This window comes from Streptomyces sp. MGP-P1 (assembly GCF_057766565.1).
The window spans coordinates 1,035,569-1,060,816 of record NZ_JBYMEM010000005.1 but is presented as its reverse complement, the minus strand read 5'-3'; the positions used below and the strand labels follow the sequence as shown (position 1 = coordinate 1,060,816).

Annotated in this window: 18 protein-coding genes and 1 tRNA gene; 13 read left to right on the top strand and 6 right to left on the bottom strand. The window is 71.7% G+C overall.

What is annotated here, in order from left to right; all coding sequences use genetic code 11:
- Positions 1-13: 13 nt before the first annotated feature.
- From fabF to AC3CH1_RS14260, 4 genes are all read left to right on the top strand, one after another.
- Positions 14-1,261, top strand: a complete 1,248-nt coding sequence (gene fabF, locus AC3CH1_RS14275; RefSeq protein ID WP_488463504.1) for a beta-ketoacyl-ACP synthase II — start codon at positions 14-16, stop codon at positions 1,259-1,261.
- Complete coding sequence (locus AC3CH1_RS14270; RefSeq protein WP_488463231.1) at positions 1,251-1,724, top strand: SET domain-containing protein-lysine N-methyltransferase; 474 nt, start codon at positions 1,251-1,253, stop codon at positions 1,722-1,724. The genes fabF and AC3CH1_RS14270 overlap by 11 nt, the downstream gene beginning before the upstream one ends.
- A gap of 105 nt (positions 1,725-1,829) precedes the next feature.
- A complete protein-coding gene (locus AC3CH1_RS14265; RefSeq protein ID WP_488463230.1) occupies positions 1,830-3,494 on the top strand; it encodes a 5-guanidino-2-oxopentanoate decarboxylase in 1,665 nt (554 codons plus the stop codon).
- Between the two features lie 85 nt (positions 3,495-3,579).
- A complete protein-coding gene (locus AC3CH1_RS14260) occupies positions 3,580-4,755 on the top strand; it encodes a Glu/Leu/Phe/Val dehydrogenase dimerization domain-containing protein (protein ID WP_488463229.1) in 1,176 nt (391 codons plus the stop codon).
- Positions 4,756-4,982: 227 nt separating this feature from the next.
- Here the strand turns inward: AC3CH1_RS14260 and AC3CH1_RS14255 are convergent, their stop codons facing one another.
- From AC3CH1_RS14255 to AC3CH1_RS14245, 3 genes are all read right to left on the bottom strand, one after another.
- On the bottom strand, positions 4,983-5,639 hold the full coding sequence (locus AC3CH1_RS14255; protein WP_488463228.1) for a TetR/AcrR family transcriptional regulator: 657 nt from the start codon (positions 5,637-5,639) through the stop codon (positions 4,983-4,985).
- A gap of 88 nt (positions 5,640-5,727) precedes the next feature.
- Positions 5,728-7,329 (bottom strand): MFS transporter, encoded by a 1,602-nt coding sequence (locus AC3CH1_RS14250; RefSeq protein WP_488463227.1) that lies wholly within the window; start codon positions 7,327-7,329, stop codon positions 5,728-5,730.
- A gap of 30 nt (positions 7,330-7,359) precedes the next feature.
- On the bottom strand, positions 7,360-10,587 hold the full coding sequence (locus AC3CH1_RS14245) for an AfsR/SARP family transcriptional regulator (protein WP_488463226.1): 3,228 nt from the start codon (positions 10,585-10,587) through the stop codon (positions 7,360-7,362).
- 506 nt (positions 10,588-11,093) lie between these two features.
- On the opposite strand from AC3CH1_RS14245, the gene metK reads away from it, so the two are divergent.
- The 3 genes from metK to AC3CH1_RS14230 are packed head-to-tail and all read left to right on the top strand — an operon-like array spanning position 11,094 to position 14,384.
- Positions 11,094-12,356: a methionine adenosyltransferase gene (gene metK, locus AC3CH1_RS14240; RefSeq protein ID WP_488463225.1), complete on the top strand. Its 1,263-nt coding sequence runs from the start codon at positions 11,094-11,096 to the stop codon at positions 12,354-12,356.
- Complete coding sequence (gene metF / locus AC3CH1_RS14235) at positions 12,353-13,306, top strand: methylenetetrahydrofolate reductase [NAD(P)H] (protein ID WP_488463224.1); 954 nt, start codon at positions 12,353-12,355, stop codon at positions 13,304-13,306. The genes metK and metF overlap by 4 nt, the downstream gene beginning before the upstream one ends.
- Entirely contained in the window at positions 13,275-14,384 is a 1,110-nt protein-coding gene (locus tag AC3CH1_RS14230; protein ID WP_488463223.1) for a carbohydrate kinase family protein, read from the top strand. The genes metF and AC3CH1_RS14230 overlap by 32 nt, the downstream gene beginning before the upstream one ends.
- Positions 14,385-14,511: 127 nt before the next feature.
- Here the strand turns inward: AC3CH1_RS14230 and AC3CH1_RS14225 are convergent, their stop codons facing one another.
- The 3 genes from AC3CH1_RS14225 to AC3CH1_RS14215 form a co-directional block, all read right to left on the bottom strand.
- A complete protein-coding gene (locus AC3CH1_RS14225; protein ID WP_488463503.1) occupies positions 14,512-14,748 on the bottom strand; it encodes a DUF1272 domain-containing protein in 237 nt (78 codons plus the stop codon).
- A 180-nt stretch (positions 14,749-14,928) separates the two neighbouring features.
- Positions 14,929-16,443, bottom strand: a complete 1,515-nt coding sequence (locus AC3CH1_RS14220) for an aldehyde dehydrogenase family protein (RefSeq protein WP_488463222.1) — start codon at positions 16,441-16,443, stop codon at positions 14,929-14,931.
- A gap of 269 nt (positions 16,444-16,712) precedes the next feature.
- Positions 16,713-16,795, bottom strand: a tRNA-Leu gene (locus AC3CH1_RS14215).
- Positions 16,796-17,109: 314 nt separating this feature from the next.
- Here AC3CH1_RS14215 and AC3CH1_RS14210 point away from each other — a divergent pair.
- The 6 genes from AC3CH1_RS14210 (at position 17,110) to pknB (ending at position 25,194) form a co-directional block, all read left to right on the top strand.
- Positions 17,110-17,967: an FHA domain-containing protein gene (locus tag AC3CH1_RS14210; protein WP_488463221.1), complete on the top strand. Its 858-nt coding sequence runs from the start codon at positions 17,110-17,112 to the stop codon at positions 17,965-17,967.
- Positions 17,968-17,977: 10 nt separating this feature from the next.
- A complete protein-coding gene (locus AC3CH1_RS14205) occupies positions 17,978-18,496 on the top strand; it encodes an FHA domain-containing protein FhaB/FipA (protein WP_003967913.1) in 519 nt (172 codons plus the stop codon).
- Between the two features lie 129 nt (positions 18,497-18,625).
- Complete coding sequence (locus tag AC3CH1_RS14200) at positions 18,626-20,125, top strand: PP2C family protein-serine/threonine phosphatase (protein ID WP_488463502.1); 1,500 nt, start codon at positions 18,626-18,628, stop codon at positions 20,123-20,125.
- Between the two features lie 22 nt (positions 20,126-20,147).
- Positions 20,148-21,548, top strand: coding sequence for an FtsW/RodA/SpoVE family cell cycle protein (locus AC3CH1_RS14195; RefSeq protein ID WP_488463220.1), 1,401 nt, complete (start codon positions 20,148-20,150; stop codon positions 21,546-21,548).
- Positions 21,545-23,002 (top strand): peptidoglycan D,D-transpeptidase FtsI family protein, encoded by a 1,458-nt coding sequence (locus tag AC3CH1_RS14190; protein ID WP_488463219.1) that lies wholly within the window; start codon positions 21,545-21,547, stop codon positions 23,000-23,002. Before AC3CH1_RS14195 ends, AC3CH1_RS14190 begins: the two co-directional genes overlap by 4 nt.
- Positions 23,003-23,172: 170 nt before the next feature.
- Positions 23,173-25,194 carry a Stk1 family PASTA domain-containing Ser/Thr kinase gene (pknB, locus tag AC3CH1_RS14185; RefSeq protein WP_488463218.1) on the top strand — a complete coding sequence of 674 codons (2,022 nt, stop codon included), beginning with the start codon at positions 23,173-23,175 and terminating at the stop codon, positions 25,192-25,194.
- Positions 25,195-25,248: the final 54 nt, after the last annotated feature.

Here is a 25,248-nt window from a genome sequence, read left to right as displayed (position 1 = left end):
GCCGTTGCGACGAGTGGTCGTCACCGGAACCGGAGTCATCACGCCGGTCGGCAACACCGTGGAGGAGTTCTGGGCCTCCCTGATGGCGGGCCGCAGCGGAATCTCCACCATCGACTCATGGGACGCCTCCGACCTGCCGGTCCGCATCGGCGCCGAGGTCAAGGGGTTCGTGGCGGCCGACTACATGCCGCACAAGGTCAGCCGCCGGATGGACCTCAGCGCCCAGTACGGCCTGGCCGCCGCCATGCAGGCGGTCCGCGAGGCCAAGCTGGAGATGGACGAGGAGACCGCGCCCAGGACCGGCGTCTACGTCGGCTCGTCCGCGGGCGCCGCCCAGCTGACCTACGACACCACCATCAAACTGCACGAGCGCGGCGCACGGGCGGTCAGCCCGTTCTTCTTCGCCACCAGCGGATCGGAGAGCACGGCCGGCGAGGTCGCGATGTGGCTGGGCGCCCGCGGTCCGTCCTCCAGCCTGAGCACCGCCTGCGCCTCCGGCGCCACCTGCATCGGGGAGGCCGCCAGGCTGATCCAGTTCGGGGTCGCCGACGTGATGGTGGCGGGCGGGACCGAAGCCCCGGTCACCCCGCTGAACATCGCCGCCGCCGCGGCCTGCCAGGCGCTCTCCACCAACAACGACGACCCGGACCACGCGTGCCGGCCCTTCGACCGGGCCCGGGACGGCTTCGTGATGGGCGCCGGCGCCGGCGTCGTCGTACTGGAGGAGTACGAGCACGCGCTGGCCCGCGGTGCGCAGATCCTGGGCGAGCTCGCGGGCTACGGGGCGACCACCGACGCGTACCACCTCACCGCTCCGCACCCCGACGCGCTCGGGACCAAGACGGCCATCCGCATCGCCCTGGAGTCGGCCGGCCTCCAGCCGGAGGACGTCGACTACATCAACGCGCACGGGACCAGCACCCAGCTCAACGACGTCACCGAAGTCGCCGCCATCCGCGGCGTGTTCGGCGACCATGCCACCCGTATCCCGGTCAGCTCCACCAAGTCGATGACCGGCCACCTGATCTCGGGCACCGGCGCGGTCGAACTCATCGCCTGCCTCCAGGCGATCCGCCACGGCATCGTGCCGCCCACGCTGAACTGCGACGACCCGGAGGACCCCGACATGAACTTCGTGCCGGGCGTCGCCCAGGAGTGGCAGACCGACGTGGCCATGAGCAACTCCTTCGGGTTCGGCGGCCACAACGCCGTGCTCATCGTTCGCAAACTCCAGGAAGAGGAAGCCGCAGATGTCGCGTAAGGAACTGATGGACGTCATCCTCACGGCCTCGGGCGAGAAGGGCTACGCCGCCGCCGAGGCCCTCCCCGCGGGAGCGATCATCGCCTCCTGGGAGGAGACCGCCGTCGTCTCCGAGGCCACCAAGTTCACCATCCAGGTGGGCCGGGACCGGCACGTCGACGCGGACGCGGTCCGCTACCTCAACCACTCGTGCGTGCCGAGCGTCTTCGTCGACGCGAGCACCGGCGACGTCGTGGCGCTGCGCCCGCTCGCCGCCGGTGAGGACCTGGTCTTCTTCTACCCGTCCACGGAGTGGGAGATGACCACCCCGTTCGACTGCGCGTGCGGCCACGACGGCTGCATAGGCAAGATCAGCGGAGCCTCCGTCGTCTCCGCCGACGTGCTGCGCAGGTATGCCGTCAACGAGCACATCCGGGCGCTGGCCGCCGAGCGCGACAGCCGTCTGGTGACGTCGGCGACCTGACGTGCCGGGGCGTCGGCGGCCTAGCCGGCCGGCGCCCCGCAGGTCCGGCGCCCCGAGGGCTCCTTGGCGCATCACCGCAGCGGCACACAGAAGAGGAACCACGCAATGCCATCCGTTGGAGAGCTCCTGGTCTCCGCCCTGCGCGCGCACGCCGTCGAGGTGGTGTTCGGCATCCCGGGAACGCACAACCTGGGGATCTACGCCCACCTGGACGACCACGGACTGCGGCACGTCACCCCCCGGCACGAGCAGGGCGCGGGCTACGCCGCCGACGGCTACGCACGGGTGTCGGGCCGCCCCGGCGTGGTGATCACCACGAGCGGCCCCGGTCTCCTCAACGCGGCGGCCGCCGCGGGCCAGGCCTACTCGGACTCCGTCCCGCTGCTGCTGATCTCTCCCGGCATGCCGCACGCGCACCGGCCGGGCGCGGGCCTGCTGCACGAGACCCGGGACCAGTCGGCGGCGCTCGCCGCGGTGTGCGCCGCCTCGCACCGGGTGACCGACCCGGCCGCGCTCCCGGCCCTGGTGGCGGAGATCTTCGCCTCCTTCGCCGCCGGGCGGCCGCGTCCCGTACACCTGGAGATCCCCTACGACCTGCTGGACCTGACGGTCGACGCCCCGCCGGTCGCCCCCCTGCGGACCGGACCGCGTCCGCCCGACCCCGACGCCGTCGGCCGGGCCGCCGTGGTGCTCGCCGCGGCGAGCCGTCCGGTGATCGTCGCGGGCGGCGGCGCCCGCCGCGCGAGCGCCGAGGTCGAAGCCCTCGCGACACGGCTCGGAGCGCCGGTGGTGACCACCGCCAACGGCAAGGGAGTGCTGGCCGAGAGCCATCCGCTCGCGCTGGGAGCCACCCTGCACGTGCCCGCCGTGCAGGAGCTGCTGGCCGCCGCCGACGCGGTGCTCGCGGTCGGCACCGAACTCTCCGAGACCGACACCTGGAACGGTCCGCTCCGGCTCAGCGGCGCACTGGTACGGGTGGACATCGACCCCGGTCAGCTGCACCGCAACTCACCCGCCGCGCATCCGCTCGCCGGCGACGGCGCGGAGGTCCTCTCCGCGCTCCTCATTCGTCTCCGCCCCTCTGACGGTTCCCCCGTGCCGCACAGGGGGGCGGAGATGCCCGTGGGCCCGTCCGCCGAGGCGACGGACGCGCGCGCTCCCGGCGGCCCGCGCGCCCTCCGGGCGGCCCGCGCGGGCGTCCGGAGCTACGGGCGGCGGTGGCACGGCATCGTACGGGCGCTGCGCGAGGCGCTGCCCGACGACGCCGTGCTCACCAACGACAGCGCGATGGCCTGCTACTTCGGGGCCATCGCCGGATTCCCCGTGGAACGCCCCGGCCGTTTCCTCTATCCCACCGGGTTCGGCACCCTCGGCTACGCGCTGCCCGCCGCGATCGGCGCGGCGGTGGCCAGGCCGGGTCGCCCGGTGGCGGCGCTCAGCGGCGACGGAGGGCTCCAGTTCAGCGTGAACGAGCTGGCGACCGCGGTCGAGCTGGGCGTGCCGCTGCCGGTGGTCGTGGTCTCCAACGGCGGGTACGGAATGATCCGCCGGGAGATGACCGAGCGCGGCCAGAAGCCCCTCGGTGTCGACCTGGCCCCGCCCGACTTCGTCGCCCTGAGCCGTGCCTACGGTGGGCACGGCGTCCACGTGGGGTCGCCGGACGAACTGCGGGACGCCGTACGGCAGGCCCTCACCGTGCCCGGGCCCACCCTCGTGGTCGTCCCCGAGCCACCCCTGCCGGACGGGGCGCCGGACGCCGCCGAGGGATGACCCCCGAGGCGTACCGCTCCATCCGCACCCCACCCGCCCGACAAGCCTCCTGGGAGCTCCCGTGGAACCCGAGCCGTTTCTTCAAGTGACCTGGAACGACGAGCAGACCGGTGCCACCGGCCATCTGGTGATCGACCGGCTGCTGCGCGGCGCGGCCAGTGGCGGGCTGCGGATGCGCCCCGGCTGCACGGTCGAGGAGGTCGCCGACCTCGCCCGCGCGATGACCCTCAAGGAGTCACTGGTCTACCGCCCGGAGGATCAGTACGCGCCGTTCGGCGGCGCCAAGGGCGGCATCGACTTCGACCCCGCGCACCCGGAGGCGCCGGCGGTGCTGGAGCGTTTCCTGCGGGCGGTGCGGCCGCTGCTGGAGACCTACTGGTCGGTGGGCGAGGACCTCGGCACCCGCCAGTCCGACATCGACCGCGCCTTCGAGAACATAGGCCTGCGCTCGTGCGTGCACGCCGCGCTGCCCTTCGTGGCGGACGGCGCGGAAGCCGGTCTGGAGCGGATCTCCCGGGCCTTCGCCGTCGAGGTGGACGGGCTCGGTCTCGGTGACACCGTGGGCGGCTACGGCGTCGCCCAGTCGGTGCTGGCCGTGCTGGCCGAGCACCACGAGTCCCCGTTCGAGCAGACCGCCGTGCTGCAGGGCTTCGGCTCGATGGGCGGCGCGACCGCCCGCCATCTGGCCCGCGCGGGCATCCGGATGGTCGCCGTCGCCGACCGGGAGGGAGTGCTGGCCAATCCGGCCGGGCTGGACATCGAGCGGCTGCTGGCCGGACGGAGCGACTCGGGGATCATGGACCGCCGGGCGCCGGCCGACGGCGATGTCCTGCTGCCCTCCGAGGAGTGGCTGTCCGTGGAGAGCGACATCCTGGTCACCGCGGCGGCCTCGTACGCGGTGCACGACGGCAATCACGAGCAGGTCCGCAGCCGGTACGTCGTGGAGGGCGCGAACGTGTCGGTGCTGCCCGAGGCCGAGTCCGCGCTGGCCGCTCGGGGCGTGGTCGTCGTACCCGATTTCGCGGCGAACTTCGCGGCGAACAGCTGGTGGTGGTGGACCCTCTTCGGCGACATCGGACCGGAGGCCGGCCAGGCGTTCGCGAAGATCGAGAAGACCATGCGCGACGTCACCGGCGAGATCTTCGACAAGGTGCGGTCCACCGGCGTCACGCCGCGGGTCGCCGGTACCGCGATCTCCCAGCAGAAGCTCGCCCTCGCGCTGAGCCACCAGGAGGAATCGTCCTCGTCCACGCCCCGCTGACTTCCGGGCGGACGGTCGACGGTCTTTCGTACCGGACTTCTGTACCGGTCTTCCGTAACGGTCCTTCGTGACGGGCGGGCCGAGTGCGGTCGGCCGGCTTCCGTCTGCGGGCGGCTGTACGTCCCGCTGTGCCGACGGTGCCGTCGGCGGCCGTGGTCACTCCTCCCGAGCGGGACGGCCCCCCGTGAGCCGCTTCCACCGCCGGGTCCCGTGAGCGGACCCTTCCGTCAGGAGGGGTCCGCCCGCCGCGCCTCGCCGTCCGTCACCGCGGCCGCCCTGCGCGGCGGCGAGACGATCGTGGCGTCGATCAGCCGCACCACTTCCTCCTCGGACACCGCCTCGGCGCCGAACAGACTCCGGAACAGCATCGTCCCGGCCCACATGTCCAGCACCAGCGAGAGGTCGGTGTCCTCGGGCAGCACCCCGCGGGCCACCGCCCGCTCCAGCACCACGGTGGACTGCCGCTTGCGGGTCTCCAGGATCTCCACCCGCATCACCTCGCGCAGCGTCTCGTCGTCGAACAGGTCCCCGACCAGCGACGGCAGCACGGCACGCAGCCGCCCCGAGCCGTAGAACCGGAGCATCGCCTTGTTCGCCAGCGTGAGCATCTCCTGCCGGCTGTCGTCGAGGTCGTCCGTGGGCACGTCGTGCAGTTGGCTGCGGATCACGTCCAGCACCAGCGCGGCCTTGTTGGACCAGGACCGGTAGAGCGTGGCCTTTCCCACCCCCGCGTCGGCGGCCACGCCGCCCACGGTGAGCTTCGAGTAGCCCAGTTCGGCCAGGTTCTTCCAAGCCGCTTCCAGAATGCGCTCACGAGCGTCCAGATCCCGCCGGTGCACCCCGGTGGAGTCCTCGACCACTCCGAGAGTTCGCTTCTGTCCCATGTCTTTCCTCCTCATACCGCACGTTTCAGGCCGGACGGCTCCGCTCATCGACGTGAGTTCGGAACGATACGACTCGTTTAATCTTGTCTCAAGTTGCGGCGTTCTCGCTGGCCCTGGCGCCTCCTTCCGCAGACGGCCCGTCCGCGGAAGGCACCGGCACTCCCTCGTCGGACACCGGCACCACGCCGTCCGTGCCGCGCAGCGCCTGCCAGACCACCGCGGCGATCACCGCGGCGAGCGCCGCACAGACTCCCACCGCGAGGTGGAAACCGTCCATGAAGGCCCCTCTGGCCGACGCCGCGAGTGCCCGTCCCCCTTCGCCGGGGAGCTGCGCCGCCACCTGCACCGCGACCGCCAACGATTCGCGGGCCGCCTGTGCGACGTCCCCGACCACGCCGGCCGGCAGGTCGAGGCTGTTGCGGTAGGCCCGGCCCAGCACACTGCCGAGGACCGCGATGCCCAGGGCTCCGCCCAGCTCGTACGCGGTCTCGGCGATCGCGGAGGCCGCTCCGGCCCGCTCCTTGGGCACCGACGCCATCACGCTGTCGGCGCTCACCGTGAAGCTCATCGACACACCCGCGCCGGTGATGACCAGGGCCGCCAGCACCGCCGGGTAGAAGACGTCGGTCGACAGCCACAGGTACTGGAGCATCCCGACGGCCACCAGCACGAGGCCGAGACCCACCGTGCGCGAGCGTCCCCATCCCGCGGCCAGCCTGGGCGCCAGCACCGCGCCGGCCACCGCGCCGAGCACCCCGGGGAGCTGCGCGAGCGCCGAGTGCAGCGCGGACCAGCCCAGCACCACCTGGAAGTACTGGGCCCCGACGAAACCCACTCCGGCCAGCGCGAACATCGCCATCATCGTGGCGCCGACCGACGCGCCGAACGCCCGGTGCTTGAAGAGCCGTACGTCGATCAGCGGCGTGGCCAGCCGGCGCTGCCGCCGGGCGAACAGGTACAGCGCCGCCACGGCCACCAGCGCGGCGACGCCCACGTCGGTCTGGAGCAGGCCGTCGTGCGCGGTTTCCTTGATGGTGTAGATCAGCGCCGCCAGACCGAGCACCGACAGCAGCACGCTCAAAAGGTCCAGCTTGCCCGGCTCGGGGTTCTTCGACTCGGGCAGGACCAGGAAGCCGAGCACGAAGATGAACACCATCACCGGAACGTTGATCAGGAAGACCGAGCCCCACCAGAAGTGTTCGAGCAGCACTCCGCCGACCAGCGGCCCGACCGCGAACCCGGCCGAACTGACACTGGACCAGATGCCGATCGCCTTGGCCCGCTCCACCGGGTCGGTGAAGGTGTTGCGGACGATCGACAGCGTCGAGGGCATGATCGTCGAACCGGCGACGCCGAGCAACGCCCGTGCGCCGACGAGCTGTTCGGGGGTCCCCGCGTAGGCGGTGAGTACGGACGCGGCGCCGAAGGCGATCGTTCCCACGAGCAGCAGCCTGCGGCGGCCGATGCGGTCGCCGATCGAGCCCATCGTGATGAGCAGCGAGCCGAGCGCGAAGCCGTACACGTCGGCGATCCACAGCAGTTCCGTGGAAGAGGGCCGCAGGTCGGCCGTCAGCTGGGGCACCGCGAGGCTGAGCACGGTGAGATCGACGGACAGCAACAGCATGGCGAGGCACGCTGTCACCAGCGTGGCCGTCTTCTGGCCCTTGCCGATCCGGCGGTGTTTCCTCATGTCGTCACGTTCTCCGATTCCGCTCACGCTTCACTGACGTACCGCTGACAGCGCCTCACCGAGCAGGCGAAAGGCGTCGTTCCGGCTCATCCCGGCGCCCTCCGCACGGGCCCGCCGGTAGGCGTCGGCACCGATGAGACCCAGGGCCTCGGCGCCGACCCGCGCCACGTCGCTGTCGGTGCCCACCGCGGTGCCGCGCAGCGTGGTGGCCGCGCCCAGCACGGTGGCGGCCAGCGCCGGACTCCCCGGCAGCAGCGCCCCGGCCAGCCCCTCCGCGGTGTCGGCCACGGTCGGCAGCTCCCAGCCGGTGAGCACCGCCTCCATCGCCTCCGTGTGCCGGGCACGCGCGCCGGCCGCGTCGCCCTCGGCCTCGGCGATGCGGCCGAGCGCGGTGAGCGCCCTGATCCGGACCTCCTCGCCGACCCAGGTGCCGGAGCACAGGTCGAGCGCCGACAGATGGAGCCGGCGGGCGGCCGGCAGGTCCCCGCGCAGCCGGGCGTTCTCGCCCGCGGTGTGCCGGGCGGCGGCGAGCGCGCCCGTCGCGCCGGCCCGCCGGGCGAGCCGTTCGCCGCGCGCGCAGTCCGCCTCCGCGCCCGGCAGGTCGCCGGAGCGTCTGCGCTCGTCGGCCCTGCGGCAGAGGAGATACGCCTCGTTGGTGGCCGAGGCCAGCGGGGCGGCCAGCGCGATGCCCTGGTCCATGAGGGCCAGCGCCCGGTCGTGGTCGCCGCGCCAGCGGGCCAGACGGGCCAGCTCGGGGAGCACCTGGATCGCGCCGAGCCGTTCGCCGGAAGCCCGGAAGCCCTCCAGGGCGAGGGTGAACTGCCGCTCGGCGCGGTCCGGTTCACCCCGCCCGGCGTACAGCATGCCGAGTACCTGACACGTGCCCAGGCGCAGCGAAGGATTCTCCTCGGAGAGCACGACGGGCGGCGTCGGCAGCGGTGCGTCGTGGTCCCCGGTGACCAGGGCGATGACCGGCCGGGCGAGCGCGATCAGCGGATGCGCGCCCTCCGTGTCGAGCCCCCGGGCGAGGGCCCCGGCCGCCGCCAGGTGGGCCCGCAGCTCCGCGTCCGGGGCCATGCCGAGCGCGGTGCCGACCACGCAGGTCACGTACTCGGCGGCCAGTTCGGGCGGCGGTACGGTGCCGAGCGCGCACAGCACCTCGTACATCCGCTCCGCACCCTCCCCCGCCGGGCTGCGCAGCCACCAGTACGGCCACAGCTGGGCCCCCAGCCGCAGGGCGAGACCGGGCGCGTGGCGGGTCGCCCAGCGCAGGGCCGCCGTCACATCGTCGTGGGCCTCGGTGAGCCGGGACAGCCAGGGCAGGTCGTCGGGGTCGCGCAGGTGCGGGGCGGCGGCCTCGACCAGCCCGGTGACGTACGCGGCGTGCGCGCGGTGCACCTGGCCGGCCTCCCCGGCCTCCGCCAACCGCCGTGCGCAGTAGGCGCGTACGGTCTCCAGCATCCGGAAGCGGGCGGGCCCGGGACCGGGGACGGGCGTGAGCAGCGACTTGTCGGCGAGCGAGGTGAGCAGGTCCAGGACGCGGACGTCGACACCGGCGGCGCGCGAGGGCAGGGCGGTGGCCGGCCCTTCGGCGGACGGGACGGACGCGGTGGGCAGGCCGCAGACCCGCTCCACCGCGCGGGGCTCCGCCGCTCCGGGGAAGACCGCGAACCGGCGGGCCAGCACCCGCTCCTCCTCGTCGAGCAGGTCCCAGCTCCACTCCACCACGGCGGTGAGCGTGCGGTGCCGGGCGGCGGCGGTGCGGCTGCCCCGGGAGAGCAGCGCGAACCGGTCGCCGAGCCGGGCCGCCAGTTCGCCGACCGGCAGCGAGCGCAGCCGGGCCGCGGCGAGTTCCAGGGCGAGCGGCAGCCCGTCCAGCGCCCGGCAGATCCGCAGCACGTGCTGGGTGGTCCCGGCGTCCAGGGCGAAGCCGGGGCTCACCGCCACGGCACGGTCCACGAAGAGCCGGACCGCCGGGTAGTGGACCGCGTCCCCGGCGGCGGGCGGGGGCCCCGGCGGCGGCAGCGCCAGCGGGGGCACGGGGAACAGCGACTCGCCCGTGATGCCCAGCGGCTCCCGGCTGGTGGCCAGGACCACCAGGTCGGGGCAGCTGCCGAGCAACCGGCCGGCCAGCTCGGCGACGTCGGCGACCAGGTGCTCGCAGTTGTCCAGGACCAGCAGCAGGCGGCGTCCGGAGAGCGTGTGGGCCAGCACCCCCATCGAGTCGTCGGGCAGCCTGCCGTGCCGTCCGGGCGGAGCCGGGGAACGCACCGCGAAGCCCTGCGGGCCGAGGGCGTCGAGCACGGTCCGCACGACGTCCGCCCCGCTGCTGTGCGGGGCCAGCTCGACCAGGCACACGTGCTGTTCCCGACGGGCGGCGGCCTCGATCGCCAGCCGGGTCTTCCCGGCGCCGCCGGGCCCGGTGAGCGTGACCAGCCGCACCCGGTCGAGCAGCACGTCCAGTTGGCCGAGCTCGTCCTGGCGCCCGACGAAGCTGGTGAGCTGGGCGGTCAGCCCGCGCCGGACCCCCGTCCGGCGGCCGGACTCCGCGTAGTCCTCGCCCGGGGCCTCCGCCGGAGTCTCCGGCGGAGCGGCGGGGGCGGCCCGCAGCACCGCCAGGTGCACGGCGCGCAGTTCGACGCCCGGCTCGGTGCCCAGCTCCTCCGCCAGCACCCGGCGGGTCGCGTCGTACAGGGCGAGCGCCTCGGCGGTGCGGCCGCAGGCGTGCAGGGCACGCATCAGCTGCCCGCGCGGGCGCTCCCGCAACGGGTGGGCGGACACCAGTGTCCTGAGCTCCGCCACCAGGGGGCCGGGCCGGCCCCGCAGCAGCTCGGTCTCGACGAGGTCCTCCGCGGTGGCGGCCCGCAGTTCCTCCAGCCGGGTCGCCCAGGCGGTGGTGGCCGGTGTCTGGGAAGTGCCGCACAGCGCGGCCCCCCGCCAGAGCTCGAGCGCCTCGCGCAGCACCGTCGCGGCCGTTTCGAGCGCCCCGGCCGCCAACTGCGCGCGCCCCTCGGCGGCGAGTGCGGCGAACCGGTGGGCGTCCACGGCGTCCGGCTCCACGGCCAGCCGGTAGCCGCCCTGCTGGAACTCCAGCAGGGCGCCGTGCTCGCCCAGCACCTGGCGGAGCCGGGAGACCTGCGACTGGAGGGCGCGGGCCGCGCCGTCCGGGGGGCGGCTTCCGTACACCCCGTCGATCAGCCGTTCCGCGGAGAGGACCCGGCCGGGGTCGGTCAGGAGCAGGGTGAGCAGACTGCGCACCCTGGGACCGCCCGCCGGACGCGGCGCACCGTCGGCGGACCGGATTTCCAATGGACCCAGCACAGAGAAAAGCATTTCAGAATCATTGCGCACACAGAGGTTCATCAATCGCTTCTTGCCGAGGAAGGCCGAATCCGACCCTCGCCACCTCCTCCTGGGTGCCGCAAAATATTCCGGCCACTATCTCGAACATGCAAGGAATATCGAGGAGCGTACTTTCCGGCGGGACGGCAGGGCTGTTCGACACGGCTTCCCCTCACTCCGTCCACCCACTGGGTGCGTCAAACGTGCAGCTCAGGGCCGCTTTGGCAAGATGGAACGATCCGTTTCGTTCTAAGTTAGCGCCAGGAGCCGCCCTCGTCAAGAGAAGGGCCGAAAACAACCCGCCGCAGGCCGGTCCGGCATTGTCGAGAGAATCACCCAGGGAATCATTGCCCTTTACTTCACCGACTGATTAGCATCTGCTGCCAGCCTCGTCCGGCTCCTCTCAATTACCGGGAGAATCCATGTCACGCCGTCTCTTCACTTCCGAATCCGTGACCGAAGGTCACCCCGACAAGATCGCCGATCAGATCAGCGACACGATCCTCGACGCCCTGCTGCGCCAGGACCCGACGTCCCGGGTCGCCGTGGAGACCCTGATCACGACGGGGCTCGTGCACATCGCGGGCGAGGTCACCACGAAGGCCTACGCGCCGATCGCGCAGCTCGTGCGCGAGAAGATCCTCGACATCGGTTACGACTCCTCGGCCAAGGGCTTCGACGGCGCCTCCTGCGGCGTCTCCCTCTCGATAGGCGCGCAGTCCGCGGACATCGCGCAGGGCGTGGACAACGCGTACGAGAAGCGCGTCGAGGGCTCCGCCGAAGGCGTCGGGGAGGACGACCTCGGCGCGCAGGGCGCGGGCGACCAGGGCCTGATGTTCGGCTACGCCTGCGACGAGACCCCGGAGCTGATGCCGCTCCCGATCCACCTCGCGCACCGTCTGTCGCGCCGGCTGTCCGAGGTGCGCAAGGACGGGACCGTCCCGTACCTGCGCCCCGACGGCAAGACCCAGGTCACCATCGAGTACGCGGGCAGCAGGCCGGCCCGGCTGGACACCGTCGTGGTGTCCTCGCAGCACGCGGCCGGCGTGGACCTGGACAACCTGCTGACCCCCGACATCCGCACCCACGTGGTCGAGCCCGTCCTGGCCTCCCTGCACGAGGACGGCATCAAGCTGGACACCGAGGGCTACCGCCTGCTGGTGAACCCGACCGGACGCTTCGAGATCGGCGGCCCGATGGGCGACGCCGGCCTGACCGGCCGCAAGATCATCATCGACACCTACGGCGGCATGGCCCGACACGGCGGCGGCGCGTTCTCGGGCAAGGACCCGTCCAAGGTCGACCGCTCCGCCGCGTACGCGATGCGCTGGGTCGCCAAGAACGTCGTGGCCGCCGGTCTCGCCGCGCGCTGCGAGGTCCAGGTCGCCTACGCGATCGGCAAGGCCGAGCCCGTCGGCCTCTTCGTCGAGACCTTCGGCACCGGACGGGTCGCCCAGCACCTGATCGAGGGAGCCGTCTCCCAGGTCTTCGACCTCCGCCCGGCCGCGATCATCCGCGACCTGGACCTGCTCCGCCCGATCTACGCGCAGACCGCCGCCTACGGCCACTTCGGCCGCGAACTCCCCGACTTCACCTGGGAGCGCACCGACCGGGTCGAGGCCCTGCGCGCGGCCGCCGGGCTCCGGTCGGACGACACCGCTCACCCGGCGGGCGCTGCGGGATGAGTGTCCGCGAGACGTCCGGCCGCCCGGCCCGGCCGCTGGTCGAGGCCGTGGCCGGTCCGCACCCCTCCTTCTCCTTCGAGTTCTTCCCGCCGAGGACACCGGCGGGCGACCTGGCGCTGTGGGACACCATTCGCCGCATCGAGGCGCTGAATCCCACGTTCGTCTCCGTGACGTACGGCGCGGGCGGCTCCTCCCGTGGCCGCACGATCGCGGTGACCCGGGCGATCGCCGCCGAGACGACGCTCCGCCCCGTGGCCCATCTGACCGCCGTCGGCCACTCGGTGGCGGAACTGCGGTCCATCGTCGGCCAGTACGCCGACGCGGGCATCCGGGACATCCTGGTCCTGCGCGGCGACATGCCCGGCAACCCCCGGGGCGCCTGGACGCCCCATCCGCAGGGCCTGCGGTACGCCTACGAACTGGTCGAACTGGTCTGCGGTCTGGGGGACTTCAGCGTCGGCGTCGCCGCGTTCCCCGAGGGCCGCGCGCACCCCGCCGGAGGGCCGGCCGACCACGACGAGGAGATCCGCCACTTCGTGGCCAAGTGCCGGGCGGGCGCGGACTACGCGATCACCCAGATGTTCTTCGACGCCGAGCACTACCTGCGCTTCCGGGACCGCGTGGCGGCGGCGGGCTGCGACACCCCCGTCATCCCGGAGATCATGCCCGCCACCGACATCCGGCAGATCCGCCGGTTCGCCGAACTGAGCGACGCCGCCTTCCCGGAGGACCTCGCCCAACGGCTGGAGGCGGCCCGCGCCGACACCGGCGCCGCACACCGGATCGGAGTCGAGCACGCCACCGAACTGGGGCTGCGGCTGCTCGACGAAGGTGCGCCGGGGCTGCACTACATCACTCTCAACCGTTCGTCGGCTGCCATCGACATCCACGGCAACATCCAGAGAGCGAGGAGCGCCCATGCGGCCGCACCACTCGTCCCGCAGCACTGACGGCTCCACTCCACGGGCGTCCGGTGCCGAAGCCGGTCCGCCCCGTCTGGTCGTCACGGGCTCCGTCGCCACGGACCACCTGACCACCTTCCCCGGCCTGTTCACCGAACAGCTCGTCCCCGACCGCCTGGACAAGGTGTCCCTGTCCTTCCTCGTGGACGAGATGGAGATCCGCCGGGGCGGGGTCGCCGCGAACATCGCGTACGGACTGGGCGGGCTCGGGCTGCGTCCGGTGCTGGTCGGGGCGGTGGGCGCGGACTTCGCCGAGTACGAGGTGTGGCTCAAGGAGCACGGCGTCGACACCGGCTCGGTGCACGTCTCCGCACGGCGGGAGACCGCCCGCTTCATGTGCATGACCGACCGTGCGCAGAACCAGATCGCCTCCTTCTACGCGGGGGCGATGGCCGAGGCCGCCGACATCGACCTGGCGGACGTCTTCGCCCGCACCGGCGCCCCGGACCTCGTCCTGGTCTCCCCGAACGACCCGCGGGCGATGCTGCGGCACACCTCCCAGTGCAGGGCGGCGAACGTCCCGTTCGCGGCGGACCCCTCCCAGCAACTGCCCCGGCTGGACCGCCAGGAGGCACGGCAGTTGGTCACCGGCGCGCGCTGGCTGTTCACCAACGACTACGAGGGCTCGCTGCTGCGCGAGCTCACCGGCTGGCGCACCGAGGACGTGCTCTCCCGGGTGGGCGGCTGGATCACCACGCTGGGCGGGGAAGGTGTACGGCTGGAACGCGCGGACCACGATCCCCTCCACGTACCCGCCGTGCCGACGGACCGGGTGGTCGACCCGACCGGCGGTGGGGACGCGTTCCGGGCGGGCTTCCTGGCCTCCGTGGGACGGGGGCTCGACGCCCTGACCGGGGCCCGGCTGGGCTGCGCGATGGCCGTCATCGCGCTGGAGCACGTGGGCCCGCAGGGCTACGAGGTCGATCCGGCGGCCCTGCTGGACCGGGTGACCGGGGGCTACGGGCAGGAACCGGCCGCGCTGCTGGCCCGGTGGTTCGCCGGACCGGCCCGGGGCGCCGAACCGGCGGGCCCGGGTCCATCCGGCGGGCCGGGCCGCACCGACTGATCGGGCACGCCCCGGCACCACTGACCGGGGACTCCGGCCCGCCCGGCGAGGGCGGGTCCCGGCGCTCGCTACCCGCGCCGGGACCCGCCCTCGCCGAATGCCGTGCCGCCCCTCGTCCGCCGCGGGTTCAGGCCCGCCCGGAGACCCGCCGGACGAAACGCCTCAGCCGGTCGGGGCCCCGGGAGGCGATGGCCGCCGCCCCGGTGGTGCGGCGCGGTCTGCGCACCAGTTCCCCGCGACAGTTGGGGCACCCGTCGGCGAAGCCCTCCCGGCAGGACGGGCACCAGGTGCACTCGTAACTGCAGATGTACGCCTCGGCGGCGGGGCCTGTCGGGGACGAGCACTTCATGCACCGGGGACGCATCCTCAGCATGGTCCGACCACCCTCACCCTTCGTCCCGCCGGCGCACCGGCGCACCGGCGGGCGTTGCGGTCCGTAGAAAAATCGTTCCGGTCAGGAACTGAACGCGGGGCGGGCACGAAAGGGCTACTTCGCACGAACGACACGCGGACGCCTCCCCCGCACCCTCGCGTCCCGGCCTCGTCATCGAAGGCCGGTCCGCTTCTTGATCAGGCTCTCCAGCCACGGGACGTCCCGGGGCCCTCTGGCGTACGTCTGGATGGACAGCGGCGCCCTGAACAGGCGGCGGGCCACAGCCTGCGGGGCGGCGAACTCCCGCAGCCCGTCGGCGCCGTGGATGCGCCCGAAGCCGGACTTCCCGCGCCCGCCGAACGGCAGCGCGCCCACGGCCGGGAAGGTGAGCACGTCGTTGACGCTGACCATCCCGCTGCGCAGCGTCCTGGCCAGCTCGGCCCCGCCCCGCCCGGCGAAGACCGCCCCGCCGAGTCCGTACTCGCTGCGATTGGCCCGCTCCACGCCCTCGGCCGCGTCCCTGACCCGGTTGACGACCAGGACCGGCCCGAAGGTCTCCTCGCGCACCGCGGCCGAGTCCTCCGGCACGTCGGCGAGCACCACCGGGCCCCGTACATAAGGGGGTCGCACGGACTCCGGCCCACCGACCACAGCCCGACCGCCGTCGGCGATCGCCGCTTCGATGTGCCGGAGGATCACGTCCAGCTGCCCCGGCATGGTCACGGGCCCGAAGTCCTCGCCCGCCCGTATCTCCTGGGCCCGCTCGACGAGCCGGGCCAGGAACCGGTCATGCACGGCGTCCGCGACGTAGACCCGTTCGATGCCGGCGCACGACTGACCGGCGTTGCTGCAGCCGGCCCAGAGCGCCGCCTCCACCGCGGCGTCCACGTCCGCGTCCGCGGCGACCACCAGGGCGTCCTTGCCGCCCAGCTCCATCAGTACCGGGGTGAGCGTGGGCGCACAGGCGGCGAGGATCCTGGCCCCCGTGGCGGGCGACCCGGTGAAGGCCACCTTGTCGACGCCCGCCCGGCACAGCGCGGCGCCGGTCTCGCCCCGGCCGACGGCGAGTTGCAGGACCGGCGGGCCGGAAACCGCCTCAATAAAGGTGTCGACCAGCCATTTTCCGCAGGCGGGGGTGTATTCGCTGGGCTTGAACACCACGGTGTTCCCCGCGGCCAGTGCGTAGGCGATGGAGCCGAGCGGGGTGTGCACCGGGTAGTTCCAGGGGCCGATCACCCCGACGACTCCGTACGGCCGGTACTCGACCGTGCAGGCCTGGTTGAACATGAGGAGCCCGGAGCGCACCCGCCGCCTGCCCAGCACCCGGGGTGCGTGCCTGGCCGCCCAGCCCACGTGTTCCAGCGCCGCCGCCAGCTCGACCACGGCGTCCGCCCGGACCTTGCCGTTCTCCCGCCGAAGCAGATCGATCACCTCGTCGAGGCGCCTCGCCATCACCCGCCGCCAGGCGAGCAGCCGTTCACGACGCCCGGAGTGCCCCAGCCCCTCCCACCAGACGGCGGACTCCCGGGCCCGCGCGACCTTCGCCCGCACCGCCTCCTCGTCATCCACCGGCAACGCGGCGACGACCTCTCCGCTCACCGGGTCGAAGGACAGCAACTCGCCGGTCGTCGGCGCAGGGGACGGCCCCTCGGGGACGGGCAGGGGGCCGACCGTGGGACCTGACATGGACTCCCCCTGATCTGCGACCGGACATGTCCGACGCCAGGCATTCAACGAGTTGACCAGTTCATCCCAACCCTACAGAGGAACGAAACGACTCGTCCCGCAGAAGTCCTGACGGGCCACCCCCGCCCCGGGCCGAACTGTTCGGCGTCCAGCCGGTCCGCACCGGCGCTCACGCCCGTGAACAGGCCGGATACAGCGAAAAGGTCGGCCCCGTGATCACGGGGCCGACCTTTTCTTTGGTCCTGCCGGGCACTTTCATGCCCTTGTTGTGCGCGAGGGGGGATTTGAACCCCCACGTCCCTAAGGACACTGGCACCTGAAGCCAGCGCGTCTGCCGTTCCGCCACTCGCGCATAAGTGGTGTTCCGGACCCTCTCACCGTGTGGTGCGAGCGCCTGGCGACATCCCGAAGATTAGCACGGTGAACAGGGTGGATTCACATCCGTTGTTTCGTCGCCTCCCGCAGGGGAAGCGGGAACCCCGAACCATCGCCCCCACTCCTCCAGAGTGCGTCCCGGGTGCGGGACACTGTGAGGAGGTCACCTCTACGATCCGTGTGAGGGGTGACACTCATCCACAGGCCAGACAAGGGGAACCAGCCGATTTCCCGACGCGTGGATACGATCAGTAAGCAGTACAGGGACGATGACAACGGAGGAGGTGCCCCATGGGGGTCATGAAGCGTTTCGAGCAGCGCCTCGAGGGGATGGTCAACGGCACCTTCGCCAAGGTCTTCAAGTCCGAGGTGCAGCCCGTCGAGATCGCCGGCGCCCTCCAGCGGGAGTGCGACAACAACGCGACGATCTGGAACCGCGAGCGGACCGTCGTCCCCAACGACTTCATCGTCGAGCTCAGCACACCCGACTACGAGCGGCTCAGCCCGTACTCCGGTCAACTGGGCGACGAGCTCTCCGGCCTGGTGCGCGACTACGCCAAGCAGCAGCGCTACACCTTCATGGGACCGATCAAGGTCCACCTGGAGAAGGCCGACGACCTCGACACCGGGCTCTACCGGGTCCGCAGCCGCACGCTGGCGTCGAGTTCGTCACAGCAGGACCCGCCGGCCCAGCCCCAGCAGCCCGCGGCCGGGCGGCCCGCCGCCCCGCAGGCTCCCGGCGGCTACGGCTACCCCCCGAGCGCCGCTCCGCCGATGCCCGCGGCCCCGCCGCCCGGCGCCGGACGGCCCTCGGCCCCCACGAACGACCGGCGCCCGCCGGCCGCGTCCGGCCCCCTGCCGGACGCCCGGACACGGCGCTGGATCGAGATCAACGGCACCCGCCATCAGATCTCCCGCCCGACGTTGGTGATGGGACGATCCACCGACGCCGACGTGCGGATCGACGACCCCGGCGTATCGCGCCGGCACTGTGAGATCCGGACCGGAACGCCCTCGACGATCCAGGATCTCGGGTCTACCAACGGCATCGTGGTAGACGGGCAGCACACCACCCGCGCTACGCTCCGCGACGGCTCGCGGATCGTCGTGGGCAGCACCACCATCGTTTACCGGCAAGCCGAAGGGTGAAGCGGGGGCAATGTCAGAGCTGACCCTTACGGTCATGCGGCTAGGTTTCCTGGCTGTTCTGTGGCTGTTCGTCATCGTGGCCGTACAGGTCATCCGCAGCGACCTGTTCGGAACGCGCGTCACGCAGCGCGGCTCACGCCGCACTGCCGCCGACGCGCGCCCCCAACAGGGCCGCCAACAACAACAAGCGGCGCCGCCCCAGCAGCGCCAGCAGCCCGGGCGGCAGCGCCGCGGGGCACCCACCAAACTGGTCGTGTCCGAAGGCACGCTCACGGGCACGACGGTCGCGCTCCAGGGGCAGACCATCACCCTGGGCCGGGCCCACGACTCAACGATCGTGCTGGACGACGACTACGCGTCCAGCAGGCATGCCAGGATCTACCCGGACCGTGACGGTCAGTGGATCGTCGAGGATCTCGGGTCCACCAACGGCACGTATCTGGAACGGACCCGGCTCACCACCCCGACACCAGTTCCGCTGGGCGCGCCGATCCGTATCGGCAAGACCGTCATCGAGCTGCGGAAGTAGTACGACAATGAGCGAGCGGAGCGAGCGAGCCGCGGCGGTCCCGACGGCGGACGCTGCCCGGTTCCCGACCGGAGGGTGGGCAGTGTGGCTCGAGACAGGCTGTACCCCGAGCCGACGGGCGAGGTGCGCATGAGTCTGTCGCTGCGCTTCGCCGCCGGGTCGCACAAGGGCATGATCCGGGAGGGCAACGAGGACTCCGGCTATGCCGGTCCCCGGCTCCTCGCCATCGCCGACGGCATGGGCGGTCAGGCGGCCGGTGAGGTCGCCAGCTCCGAGGTGATCTCCACGCTCGTCCCGCTCGACGACGACGTACCGGGATCCGATCTCCTGACCTCGCTCGGCACGGCCGTCCAGCAGGCCAACGACCAGCTGCGCGTCATGGTCGAGGAGGACCCCCAGCTGGAGGGCATGGGCACCACGCTCACCGCCCTGCTCTGGACCGGTCAGCGCCTCGGCCTGGTGCACGTCGGCGACTCCCGCGCGTATCTGCTGCGGGACGGCGTCCTGACGCAGATCACCCAGGACCACACCTGGGTGCAGCGCCTCGTCGACGAGGGCCGGATCACCGAGGAAGAGGCCACCACCCACCCGCAGCGCTCCCTGCTGATGCGGGCGCTGGGCAGCGGCGACCACGTCGAACCGGACCTCTCCATCCGCGAGGTCCGCGCCGGCGACCGCTATCTGATCTGCTCGGACGGCCTCTCCGGCGTCGTCTCCCACCAGACGATGGAAGAGACCCTCGCCAGCTATCAGGGCCCGCAGGAGACCATCCAGGAGCTGATCCAGCTCGCCCTGCGCGGCGGCGGCCCGGACAACATCACCTGCATCGTGGCCGACGTCCTGAACGTCGACAGCAACGACACCCTGGCCGGGCAGCTCAACGACACCCCGGTCGTCGTCGGCGCGGTCGCGGAGAACCAGGCCCAGCTCGGCGACGGCGGGGCCATGCAGACGCCCGCCGGCCGCGCCGCCGGCCTCGGCCGCCCCGTGCCCCCGCCCGCCGGCGGCTTCGGCCCGCCCGGCAGCGGCGACGTCGGCTACGGAGGCATGCCGGACGGCTCCTACGACGCCTACACGGACGAGGACTTCGTCAAGCCGGACGGTGGCCGCAGGTGGCTGAAGCGTTCCGTCTACATCGTGCTGGCCCTGGCCGTGATCGGCGGCGGTCTGTACGGCGGCTACCGCTGGACGCAGACGCAGTACTACGTCGGCGCGCAGAACGAGAACGTCGCACTGTTCCAAGGCATCAGTCAGGACCTCGCCTGGGTCTCGCTCTCGAAGGTCGAGAAGAACCACCCCGAGATCGAGCTCAAGTACCTGCCGCCGTACCAGCGCAAGCAGGTGGAGGCGACGATCGCCGAGGGCAACATCACCGACGCCCGCGAGAAGGTCGCCGAGCTCGCCGCCCAGGCCTCCGCCTGCAAGAAGGACGCGCAGCGCCGCGCGGCCGACGCCGAGAACCGGGCCCGTACGGACGAGGGCGAGGCCGGCGGCACCGCCGGAGCCCCCGCCACCAGGACTTCCGCCACGTCCTCCGCCAAGGGGACCAAGCCGACCACCGCTCCCACTCCCGGCCCCAGCCTCTCGGAGGAAGAGAAGAAGCTGGTCCCGCAGTGCGGTAAGCAGTAAGCCGTAGGGGGCCTTCAGCACCATGAGCGTTGTCACCAACACGACCACCATCGGCGCGATCGACGCACCGAGCCGCCGCAACACCGAGCTGGCACTCGTCGTCTTCGCCGTCGCCATCTCGGTGTTCGCCTACGCCAACGTGGGCCTCGCCCTCAACGGCGAACTGCCCACCGGCATGCTCAGCTACGGGGCGGGTCTCGCCCTGCTCGGCGGCGTGGGCCACCTCGCGGTCCGGAGGTTCGCGCGGTACGCGGACCCCTTGCTGCTGCCTCTGGCCACCCTGCTCAACGGGCTGGGCCTGGCGCTGATCTGGCGCCTGGACCAGTCCGAACGCTTCCAGGCCCTGGACACCTTCGTCCCCGCCGCCTCGAAGCAGCTGCTGTTCTCCGCCATCGGCGTGGGGATGCTGGTCGCGGTCCTGGCCATCCTGAAGGACCACCGCATCCTGCAGCGCTACACCTACATCTCCATGGTGGTGGCGCTGTTCCTGCTGATTCTGCCGATGTTCTTCCCCGCTGTGAACGGCGCCAAGATCTGGATCAAGATCCCGGGAGTCGGAACGATCCAGCCCGGCGAGTTCGCCAAGATCATCATCACCGTGTTCTTCGCGGGCTACCTGATGGTCAAGCGGGACGCACTGGCCCTCGCCAGCCGTCGGTTCATGGGCCTGTACCTCCCCCGCGGCCGTGACCTGGGACCGATCCTGATGGTCTGGGCGTTCTCGATCCTGATCCTGGTCTTCGAGACCGACCTCGGTTCCTCGCTGCTCTTCTTCGGCATGTTCGTCGTGATGCTGTACGTCGCCACCGAGCGCACCAGCTGGATCGTCTTCGGTCTGCTGATGTCCGCGGCCGGCGCGGTCGGCGTCGCCACGTTCGAGCGGCATGTCCAGGAGCGCATCACCGCCTGGCTCGACCCGTTCGCGGGCTGGGGCAAGCTGAACGCCAGTGAGCAGATGGCGAAGTCCCTGATGGCCTTCGGCTCCGGAGGCACCCTCGGGACCGGACTCGGCCAGGGCAACTCCGACCTGATCGGCTTCGCCGCCAACTCCGACTTCATCCTCGCCACGGTCGGCGAGGAGCTCGGGCTCGCCGGCATGATGGCCGTGCTCCTCGTCTACGGCCTGATCGTCGAGCGCGGAGTGCGCACCGCGCTGGCGGCCCGCGACCCGTTCGGCAAGCTGCTCGCGATCGGCCTCTCCGGCTCGTTCGCCATCCAGGTGTTCGTCGTCGCCGGCGGCGTGATGGGCCTCATCCCGCTCACCGGTATGACGATGCCCTTCCTGGCGGCAGGTGGTTCCTCCGTGCTCGCCAACTGGGCCCTGATCGCCATTCTGATCAGAATCAGCGATACCGCCCGACGCCCGGCACCGGCCCCCTCCCCATCGACGGACGCCGAGATGACACAGGTGGTCCGCCCGTGAACAAGCCCCTGCGCCGGATCGCGATCTTCTGCGGCATCCTCGTCCTCGCCCTGCTCATCCGGGACAACTGGCTCCAGTACGTCCGCGCCGACGAGCTGACCAGCCACAAGTACAACCGCCGCGTCGAGATCGAGCGGTACGCCCACGAGCGCGGCGACATCATCGTCGACGGCAAGGCGATCACCGGCTCCGCCGAGACCGAGGACGGCGACTTCAGGTACAAGCGGGTCTGGAAGGACGGCCCCCTGTGGGCCCCCGTGACGGGCTACTCCTCGCAGGCCTTCGACTCCTCGCAGCTGGAGAACCTGGAGGACGGCATCCTCACCGGCAACGACGACCAGCTGTTCTTCGACCGGACGCTGTCGATGTTCACCGGCGAGAAGAAGCGCGGCGGCAACGTCGTCACCACGCTGAACGGCGACGCCCAGCAGGCCGCCTTCAAGGGGCTCGGCGGGAAGAAGGGCGCTGTGGTCGCCCTCGACCCGAAGAGCGGCGCCATCCTCGCCCTCGCCAGCACCCCGTCCTACGACCCCTCGGTCTTCGCCGGTAACTCGCTCAAGGACTCGGACAACCGGCAGAAGCTCCTCAAGGACGAGGACAAGCCGATGCTCAACCGGGCCTTGCGCGAGACCTACCCCCCGGGCTCCACCTTCAAGGTCGTCACCGCCGCCGCCGCCCTGGAGAACGGGCTCTACGACGACATCGACGCCAAGACGGACTCCCCGCTCCCCTGGACGCTGCCGCAGTCCACCACGCAGCTCCGGAACGAGGGCGACATCCCCTGCGAGAACGCCACGCTGCGCGAGGCCCTCCGGGTGTCGTGCAACACCGTCTTCGGGAAGATGAGCGACGACCTCGGCAACAAGAAGATGATCGAGCAGACGGACAAGTTCGGCTTCAACAAGGAAGTCTTCACACCCGTCCGCGCCGACGCGAGCATCTACCCCGAGGACAACAGGCCGCAGAACGCCATGGCCGGCATCGGCCAGGCGTCCAACCGCACCACCCCGCTCCAGATGGCCATGGTGGCCTCCGCGATCGCCAACGACGGCAAGCTGATGCAGCCGTACATGGTCGCCGAGCGGCAGGCGCCCAACCTGGACCCGGTCTACACCCACGAGCCCGAGGAGCTCAGCCGCGCGCTCACCGGTGAGAACGCCCAGAAGGTCCAGCAGATGATGGAGACCGTCGTCAAGGACGGCACGGGAACCAACGCGCGGATCCCCGGCGTCACAGTGGGCGGCAAGACCGGTACGGCACAGCACGGTCTGAACAACAGCGAGAAGCCGTACGCCTGGTTCATCTCGTACGCGAAGACCGACAGCGGCTCACCGGTCGCCGTCGCCGTCGTGGTCGAGGACGGCAACGCCAACCGGGACGACATCTCCGGCGGCGGGCTGGCCGCCCCCATCGCGCGCGACGTGATGAAAGCGGTCATCGACAGCAGGAAGTGAGACCTGTCACGGCGGTCGCGCGTCATACCCGGACATCGGATACCGGTCGGATATCGGCTGCCGGGTGCGGGCTGATCACGTCACCCGTGCCCGGTAGCGTATGCGCGAACAGCGCACCGCCGCGGACCACACACGGGTGCGGTCGGGACTGACGGAGAGGGCTGGAACAGATGGAAGAGCCGCGTCGCCTCGGCGGCCGGTACGAGCTGGGCTCGGTGCTCGGCCGTGGTGGCATGGCCGAGGTCTACCTCGCGCACGACACCCGGCTCGGCCGCACCGTAGCTGTGAAGACGCTCCGGGCCGATCTGGCCCGCGACCCGTCCTTCCAGGCCCGGTTCCGCCGAGAGGCCCAGTCGGCCGCCTCGCTCAACCACCCCGCGATCGTCGCCGTGTACGACACCGGCGAGGACTACGTCGACGGGGTCTCCATCCCGTACATCGTGATGGAGTACGTCGACGGGTCGACGCTGAGGGAGCTCCTGCACTCCGGTCGCAGACTGCTCCCCGAGCGCACGCTGGAGATGACGGTCGGCATCCTCCAGGCCCTGGAGTACTCGCACCGCGCCCAGATCGTCCACCGTGACATCAAACCGGCGAACGTCATGCTCACGCGCACCGGCCAGGTCAAGGTCATGGACTTCGGCATCGCCCGCGCCATGGGCGACTCCGGGATGACGATGACGCAGACCGCCGCGGTCATCGGCACCGCCCAGTACCTCTCCCCGGAGCAGGCCAAGGGCGAGCAGGTCGACGCGCGCTCCGACCTGTACTCCACCGGCTGCCTGCTGTACGAGCTGCTCGCCGTGCGGCCCCCGTTCGTCGGGGACTCGCCCGTCGCGGTGGCCTACCAGCACGTCCGGGAGGAGCCGCAGCCGCCGAGCAACTTCGACCCCGAGATCACGCCCGAGATGGACGCGATCGTGCTGAAGGCGCTCACCAAGGACCCGGACTACCGCTACCAGTCCGCCGACGAGATGCGCGCCGACATCGAGGCCTGCCTCGACGGCCAGCCGGTCGCGGCCACGGCGGCGATGGGCGCCGCGGGGTACGGGGGCTACGACGGCTACAACCCCGACCAGCCCACCGCAGCCCTGCGCCCGGCCGACCCGAACAACGCGCAGACCTCGATGCTGCCCCCGATCAACCCGGACGACGGCGGCTACGGCTACGACGACCGCCAGGGCCGCCGGCGCCAGCAGAAGAAGAGCAACACCTCGACGATCCTGCTGGTCGTCGCGGGCGTCCTGGTGCTGATCGGCGCGATCCTGATCGGCCGGGTGATCTTCACCCCGACCAGCGACGACGGCCAGATCAACGCCCCGAACCTGGTGGGCTCCACGGTGCAGGAAGCGGAGAAACTCGCGACCAGAACCGACGTCACCGTGAAGGTCGGCGCCGAGGAGCCGTGCGAGGAGCAGGAGAAGGGCGAGATCTGCTCCCAGGACCCGGCGGCGGACGCGCTGATGGACAAGGACGGCACCGTCACGGTCGTCGTCTCCGCCGGAGCGCCGAAGATCGAGGTCCCCAACGTCCTGGAGAAGTCCGAGGACGGCGCCCGCGAGGTCCTGGAGGGCAAGGGCTTCACGGTCAACGTCACCACGGAGGAGTCCGAGAAGACCGAGGGCACCGTGATCGAGCAGGACCCCAAGGGCGGCGCGAAGGCTGCGGACGGGGCCGAGATCACCATCACCGTGGCGACCCAGGCGACTCTCGACCTGCCGGACATGCGGACCCGCACGTACGAGGCGGCGGAGCAGCAGCTGCGGGGCATCGGTTTCACCAACATCTCGCGCACCGACGTGGACTCGGAGAAGCCGGCCGGAGAGGTGATCGAGCAGACGCCCACGGGCCCGAGCAAGCAGGCCGAGGACGCGCAGATCGTTCTGAAGGTCTCCAAGGGCCCGGCGCAGCCGGAGCAGGTCGCGATCCCCGGTGACATCGGCAACAGGCCGTACCAGGACGTGAAGGCCCAGCTCGAAGGGCTCGGCTTCGTGGTCGCGCTCGCCCAGGGCTCGGTCGACAAGCCGGACGCCCGGGTGATCACCAGCAGCCCGGCGCCGACCACCCCGGCGGACAAGGGCAGCACCGTCACCCTCGTGACCATCGAGGGCGGCGGGAACGGTGGGAACGGCGGCAATGGCGGCAACGGAGGCAACGGCGGGGGCTTCATCGGAGGCCTGGGCGACGACTGACCCATCGCCCACCCCGCCCCTCACGGGAAGGGCCCCGGTCACCACGATGGTGAC

Bases quoted from the DNA above. Each gene is read 5' to 3' on its own strand.
- AC3CH1_RS14210 (WP_488463221.1), top strand. From the start codon at position 17,110: ATGGGGGTCATGAAGCGTTTCGAGCAGCGCCTCGAGGGGATGGTCAAC.
- AC3CH1_RS14205 (WP_003967913.1), top strand. From the start codon at position 17,978: ATGTCAGAGCTGACCCTTACGGTCATGCGGCTAGGTTTCCTGGCTGTT.
- AC3CH1_RS14195 (WP_488463220.1), top strand. From the start codon at position 20,148: ATGAGCGTTGTCACCAACACGACCACCATCGGCGCGATCGACGCACCG.
- AC3CH1_RS14255 (WP_488463228.1), bottom strand. From the start codon at position 5,639: ATGGGACAGAAGCGAACTCTCGGAGTGGTCGAGGACTCCACCGGGGTG.
- AC3CH1_RS14250 (WP_488463227.1), bottom strand. From the start codon at position 7,329: ATGAGGAAACACCGCCGGATCGGCAAGGGCCAGAAGACGGCCACGCTG.
- metF (WP_488463224.1), top strand. From the start codon at position 12,353: ATGAGTGTCCGCGAGACGTCCGGCCGCCCGGCCCGGCCGCTGGTCGAG.
- AC3CH1_RS14270 (WP_488463231.1), top strand. From the start codon at position 1,251: ATGTCGCGTAAGGAACTGATGGACGTCATCCTCACGGCCTCGGGCGAG.
- AC3CH1_RS14200 (WP_488463502.1), top strand. From the start codon at position 18,626: ATGAGTCTGTCGCTGCGCTTCGCCGCCGGGTCGCACAAGGGCATGATC.
- AC3CH1_RS14225 (WP_488463503.1), bottom strand. From the start codon at position 14,748: ATGCGTCCCCGGTGCATGAAGTGCTCGTCCCCGACAGGCCCCGCCGCC.
- AC3CH1_RS14220 (WP_488463222.1), bottom strand. From the start codon at position 16,443: ATGTCAGGTCCCACGGTCGGCCCCCTGCCCGTCCCCGAGGGGCCGTCC.
- metK (WP_488463225.1), top strand. From the start codon at position 11,094: ATGTCACGCCGTCTCTTCACTTCCGAATCCGTGACCGAAGGTCACCCC.
- AC3CH1_RS14230 (WP_488463223.1), top strand. From the start codon at position 13,275: ATGCGGCCGCACCACTCGTCCCGCAGCACTGACGGCTCCACTCCACGG.
- pknB (WP_488463218.1), top strand. From the start codon at position 23,173: ATGGAAGAGCCGCGTCGCCTCGGCGGCCGGTACGAGCTGGGCTCGGTG.
- AC3CH1_RS14265 (WP_488463230.1), top strand. From the start codon at position 1,830: ATGCCATCCGTTGGAGAGCTCCTGGTCTCCGCCCTGCGCGCGCACGCC.